Annotated in this window: 2 protein-coding genes and 1 tRNA gene; 2 read left to right on the forward strand and 1 reads right to left on the reverse strand. The window is 42.8% G+C overall.

Going from position 1 to position 6,196, the window contains the following annotated elements:
* Nucleotides 1-35 precede the first annotated feature (35 nt).
* Nucleotides 36-112: transfer RNA gene (locus L1D37_RS23810), tRNA-Trp, on the forward strand.
* A 729-nt stretch (nucleotides 113-841) separates the two neighbouring features.
* Here the strand turns inward: L1D37_RS23810 and L1D37_RS23815 are convergent.
* Nucleotides 842-2,122 (reverse strand): sodium:proton antiporter, encoded by a 1,281-nt coding sequence (locus L1D37_RS23815; RefSeq protein WP_239849347.1) that lies wholly within the window; start codon nucleotides 2,120-2,122, stop codon nucleotides 842-844.
* 169 nt (nucleotides 2,123-2,291) lie between these two features.
* On the opposite strand from L1D37_RS23815, the gene metH reads away from it, so the two are divergent.
* A complete protein-coding gene (metH, locus tag L1D37_RS23820) occupies nucleotides 2,292-5,969 on the forward strand; it encodes a methionine synthase (RefSeq protein ID WP_239849348.1) in 3,678 nt (1,225 codons plus the stop codon).
* Nucleotides 5,970-6,196: the final 227 nt, after the last annotated feature.

Consider the following 6,196-nt stretch of genomic DNA (forward strand, 5'->3'; position numbering starts at 1 on the left):
GAGGTTTTTTCGAATCTGAAGTAAGATAAAGTTTTAGGGGTGTAGCTCCAATTGGCAGAGCAGCGGATTCCAAATCCGCGTGTTGGGAGTTCGAATCTCTCCACCCCTGCCATATTTAAGGCTCTAGCAGAAATGCTAGAGCCTTTTTGTTTTTGGCGTTAAACATGTAATTGACAGATCAGCAGATTCCGCTAACACCACGTGTTGGAAGCTCATCCCTCTCAACCTCAACCATATATACGATCTCAACAGAAATGCTGAGTTTTTTGTATCTGTCGCTTTTTAAAAGTGGTTAAGAAATAAGCCTTAATCTTCTTAAGGCTATACTTCAGAATCTACAGCGTTTGAGCTAGCAAAACTCTTATATATGCTTCTACAGTGAATATCTTAGCTTCTAGGCGTTGATCTAATAGAGTAAATCAAATTAACACCATGCAACTCTCATCCTTTGAGTCGTCCCTAACTCTAAGATGACTTACTCCTCTCTCGTTTCTCACCACTTTCACTTAATTTGAAATTACTGGTTTAGGCTGCTGACAGTCATTTAGTCTATTAGCCCTAATATCTATATTTTTTAGTTTTGGGTTCTATCAAAACGAATTATAGGGATTGAGCTTAGCTGCTTTTAAGCTTATTTAGTTGGTACTCTCGCACAGGTGACAATTTGGGAAGACAAAGAAGTCTATGATTGAATCTAGTTGTCTGTTCTCGGAAAAAGAAGGTTGAGGACTATTAGAATCTAAGGGTAAGACAAGACGATATGGTGATTTGAGACGAGGGCGATGAATGGATGTAAAAAAGCCGCTTAAGTAAGCGGCCTATGTTCACAAATGGGGGAGTGTTAATCTAACTCTTTCTCGGCTTGTTTCGCTTTCTCTATCATAGGAGTAATCGTTGAACCTTGAACAAGAATCGAGAACACAACAACGGCATAGGTCATGACAAGGATTATCTCTTTAACATCTATCGCCTTATCTTCAATTACCCAGATACCTGAAGGGATTGAAAGAGCCATTGCTAGTGCTAAGCCGCCACGTAAGCCGCCCCAAGTTAGAATATTGATCGACCATGGGTTATAAGTTCTGAAGCGTTTAAATCCAATGTATGACAAGAAAACACTTAGGTAGCGCGCACTCAATACTAGAGGAACTGCGAATGCCATTAAGATCCAGTCTTCTTGGTGGAATTTGAATAGTAGCATCGACATACCGATTAATAAGAATAGTACGCCATTTAAGAATTCATCTATCAGCTCCCAGAAGTGGTCTAGGTGATCTTCACTCTCTTTAGAGAATCCGATAAAGCGCGTCCAGTTACCAATCATAATGCCCGATACCACCATTGCTAATGGACCTGACACATGTAGAACTTCAGCGAAGGCATAACCAGCCGTTGGAATACCGATGGTTAGTAGTAATTCCATCGAGTGGTCATCGGTGTTGCTGATTAGATAATGGAATATTAAACCTAGAGCAAATCCGTAGACGATACCGCCAATAGCCTCTTGGACGAATAACATGGTCACGCTGCTTACCGTCGGTGCTTCTGTACCAAAAGCGATAGTAAATAGTGTAACGAAGATGACTAAGCCAAAGCCGTCGTTAAATAGAGACTCTCCCTCGATTTGAGTCGAGATTCGTCTTGGAGCGTCAAGTTTCTTTACTATCGCTAACACTGCTATTGGATCGGTAGGGGAGATTAATGAACCAAAAAGTAAGCAATAAATCAGATCAAATTGAATACCGATGAATTGACAGAATCCATAGAGCACAAAACCGATAAAGAATGTTGAAAACAGCGTTGCACCAAGCGCGAGTACTGTTATTTCCCACTTCTGGTCTTTTAGGTTCGGTAATTTAATCCCCAAACCGCCAGCAAAAAGCAAAAATCCGAGTATTCCTTTGAGTAGGAAGTCTTCAAAATTGATGCTGGCAACGGTTTCTGAGGCGATGTCAGCCAGTTGGAACCAATTGTTTTGTCCTGCAATGATAATCAATAAAGACAGCATCATTGAGCCAGCAGTGATGGCGATGGTTGTCTGCATTTTACCAATTTTGGTATTCACGAAAGCAATGAGCATTGCAGCTGCGGATAAAAAGCATAAGGTGTAATAGACCGACATTGGGATTCCAACATGTAACAAAGTATGAATATGAATTTTCGTTGTCTCATGCTCAAATAGCAAACATTTTTTTGTCATGAGTCGGTATTCAATTTCCTTTTTTAGACGTCTAGACTCCTTTTTAATGTGTGATAGGATGGAAGGATAATTAAAGGAATGAGGTTGTACCGTGGGAAGTAATGTAAGGCAAAAGATTGATGCTCTATTGAAGCAACGAATTTTACTGATTGATGGTGGCATGGGCACCATGATTCAGGACTATAAATTGGAAGAGCAAGACTATCGTGGTGAACGCTTTGCTGATTGGCATAGTGACCTAAAAGGTAACAATGACCTTTTAGTGCTGACACAACCTCAGCTTATCAAAGATATCCATTCACAATATTTGGAAGCTGGGGCTGACATCCTCGAAACCAATACCTTTAACGCTACAACCATTGCTATGGCCGACTATGATATGGAAAGCCTTAGTGAAGAAATTAACTTTGCTGCCGCTAAGCTTGCCCGTGAAGCGGCTGATGAGTGGACGGCAAAGACCCCAGAAAAACCTCGCTTTGTAGCAGGTGTATTAGGTCCGACTAACCGTACTTGTTCTATCTCTCCAGATGTTAATGATCCGGGTTATCGTAATGTTAGCTTTGACGAGTTGGTCGAAGCATACTCCGAATCGACTCGTGCTCTTATTAAAGGCGGTTCAGACCTAATTCTTATTGAAACTATCTTCGATACACTAAACGCTAAAGCGTGTGCGTTTGCTGTGGAATCTGTTTTCGAAGAAGTGGGTATCACTTTACCTGTAATGATCTCAGGTACCATTACTGATGCATCAGGTCGTACACTTTCAGGTCAAACAACAGAAGCTTTCTACAACGCCCTTCGTCATGTTAAACCGATCTCGTTTGGTTTGAACTGTGCATTAGGCCCTGACGAGCTGCGTGAGTATGTTGGTGAGATGTCTCGTATCTCTGAGAGCTATGTTTCTGCTCACCCTAATGCAGGTTTGCCTAACGCATTTGGTGAGTATGACCTTTCACCCGAAGAAATGGCTGAACATGTTAAAGAGTGGGCTGAAAGTGGCTTCTTAAATTTAATTGGTGGCTGTTGTGGTACCACGCCAGAGCATATTCGCCAAATGGCGGAAGCGGTTGAAGGTGTTACCCCTCGTCAATTGCCCGACCTACCAGTATCGTGTCGTCTATCCGGTTTAGAACCTCTGACCATCGCGAAAGAATCTCTGTTTGTAAACGTTGGTGAACGTACCAATGTTACTGGCTCTGCCCGTTTCAAACGCTTGATCAAAGAAGAGCTTTACGATGAAGCCTTGAGTGTCGCTCGCGAACAAGTTGAAAATGGCGCTCAGATCATCGATATCAACATGGATGAAGGGATGCTGGACGCTGAAGCGTGCATGGTTAAATTCCTTAATCTATGTGCTTCTGAACCAGAGATTTCAAAAGTACCAGTAATGGTCGACTCTTCAAAATGGGAAGTTATCGAAGCTGGCCTTAAGTGTATTCAGGGTAAAGGTATCGTTAACTCGATCTCTCTGAAAGAAGGCAAAGAGAAGTTCGTCGAGCAAGCCAAGTTAGTTCGTCGTTATGGTGCAGCCGTCATCGTGATGGCTTTTGACGAAGTTGGTCAGGCTGATACTCGAGAACGCAAAGTAGAGATCTGTACTAATGCCTATAACATTCTTGTTGATGAAGTTGGCTTCCCACCTGAAGACATTATCTTTGACCCGAATATCTTCGCGGTTGCGACTGGTATTGATGAGCATAACAACTATGCAGTCGATTTCATCGAAGCAGTAGGGGATATCAAGCGTGACCTCCCTCATGCGATGATCTCTGGTGGCGTGTCGAACGTGTCGTTCTCATTCCGTGGTAATAACTACGTTCGTGAGGCTATTCACGCAGTATTCCTATATCACTGTTTTAAGAATGGTATGGATATGGGCATCGTAAACGCTGGTCAGTTGGAAATTTACGATAACGTTCCAGAAGATCTGCGTGATGCTGTGGAAGATGTTGTACTAAACCGTCGTGATGATTCGACGGAACGTTTGCTTGATATGGCAACCGAGTATTTAGAGCGAGCCGTTGGTAAAGTTGAAGATAAATCCGCTCTAGAATGGCGAACTTGGCCTGTAGAGAAGCGATTAGAGCACTCTTTGGTAAAAGGTATTACCGACTTTATTGTTGAAGATACCGAAGAAGCTCGAGTGAATGCCTCTCGTCCTATTGAAGTGATTGAAGGTCCTTTAATGGACGGCATGAACGTTGTAGGTGACCTATTTGGTGAAGGTAAGATGTTCTTACCACAGGTAGTTAAGTCTGCGCGTGTAATGAAGCAGGCTGTTGCGCACTTAGAGCCGTTCATCAATGCATCCAAAGAAGTGGGTGCGACTAACGGTAAGATTCTGTTAGCGACGGTTAAAGGAGACGTACACGATATCGGTAAGAATATCGTTGGTGTGGTTTTGCAGTGTAATAACTACGAAATTATCGACTTAGGTGTGATGGTTTCTTGTGAAAAGATTCTTAAGGTCGCTAAAGAAGAGAACGTCGACATTATCGGTTTATCTGGTTTGATCACGCCATCTCTTGATGAAATGGTACACGTTGCCAAAGAGATGGAAAGACAAGGCTTTAAGCTTCCTCTTTTGATTGGTGGTGCAACCACCTCTAAAGCGCACACCGCGGTGAAGATTGAACAAAATTACTCTGAGCCAGTGGTTTATGTAAACAACGCCTCTCGTGCTGTGGGTGTGTGTACTTCACTTCTCTCAGATGAATTGAAACCTGCTTTCGTTGAGAAGTTGAATATCGATTATGATCGCGTTCGTGATCAACATAATCGTAAGAAGCCTCGCACTAAGCCAGTGACACTAGAGCAAGCTCGCGCAAATAAAGTGGCGATTGATTGGGACGCATATACTCCGCCAGCACCAGCTAAACCGGGTGTGCATGTATTCAATGATTTTGATGTGGCAACACTGCGCAACTACATCGACTGGACACCATTTTTCATGACATGGTCATTAGTCGGTAAGTACCCAGCGATTCTTGATCATGAAGAAGTGGGCGAAGAAGCGAAACGTTTATTCAAAGATGCTAACGATCTACTGGACCGCGTGGAGAAAGAAAAGCTACTTGAAGCTCGTGGTATGTGTGCCATGTTCCCTGCCAATAGTGTTGGTGATGATATTGAGGTGTATACCGATGAATCTCGTACTGAGGTATTGAAGGTTCTGCATAACCTCCGTCAACAGACAGAGAAACCAAAAGGCTTTAACTACTGCTTGTCTGATTACATTTCTCCAAAAGAAAGCGGTAAAGCGGATTGGATTGGTGGCTTTGCGGTAACTGGCGGTATTGGTGAACGTGAATTGGCTGATGAATATAAAGCGAATGGCGATGATTACAATGCCATCATGATTCAAGCGGTTGCTGACCGATTAGCCGAGGCGTTCGCGGAGTATCTACATAAAGAGGTGAGAAAGGACATTTGGGGTTACTCGCCAGATGAAGACTTATCGAACGATGATTTGATTCGTGAGAAATACCAAGGTATTCGTCCTGCTCCAGGTTACCCTGCTTGCCCAGAGCATACAGAGAAAGGTACGTTGTGGGAGTTAATGGATGTCGAGAAAGCGATTGATATGTCCTTAACGTCCAGCTATGCGATGTGGCCTGGTGCTTCTGTGTCTGGTATGTACTTCTCACATCCTGATGCTCGATACTTTGCTATTGCACAGATTCAACAAGATCAAGTGGATAGCTATGCTGATCGTAAAGGCTGGGATATGTTGGAAGCTGAGAAGTGGTTAGGTCCAAACATCAATTAGTTTGGGTCTATAGAGAGCTTTGATTCGTAAAGTAAAAAGAGAAAGGGTTGCTTATTAGCAACCCTTTTTGTATTTGTGTGTACCGTCCTAACTATGGTTGACACATTTCCAACATGAAATTGGAGAGTGTCATGAAAACAACAAGTAGACGTACTCAACGAGATTATTCTCTTGCCTTTAAATTGTCAGTCGTAACCCAAGTTGAAAAAGGCGAAATGACTTATAAG

This window comes from Vibrio sp. Isolate33 (genome assembly GCF_022397895.1).
GTDB lineage: Bacteria > Pseudomonadota > Gammaproteobacteria > Enterobacterales > Vibrionaceae > Vibrio > Vibrio pomeroyi.

Coding starts and splice junctions, on each gene's coding strand:
- L1D37_RS23815 (WP_239849347.1), bottom strand. CDS start 2,122: ATGTCGGTCTATTACACCTTATGCTTTTTATCCGCAGCTGCAATGCTC.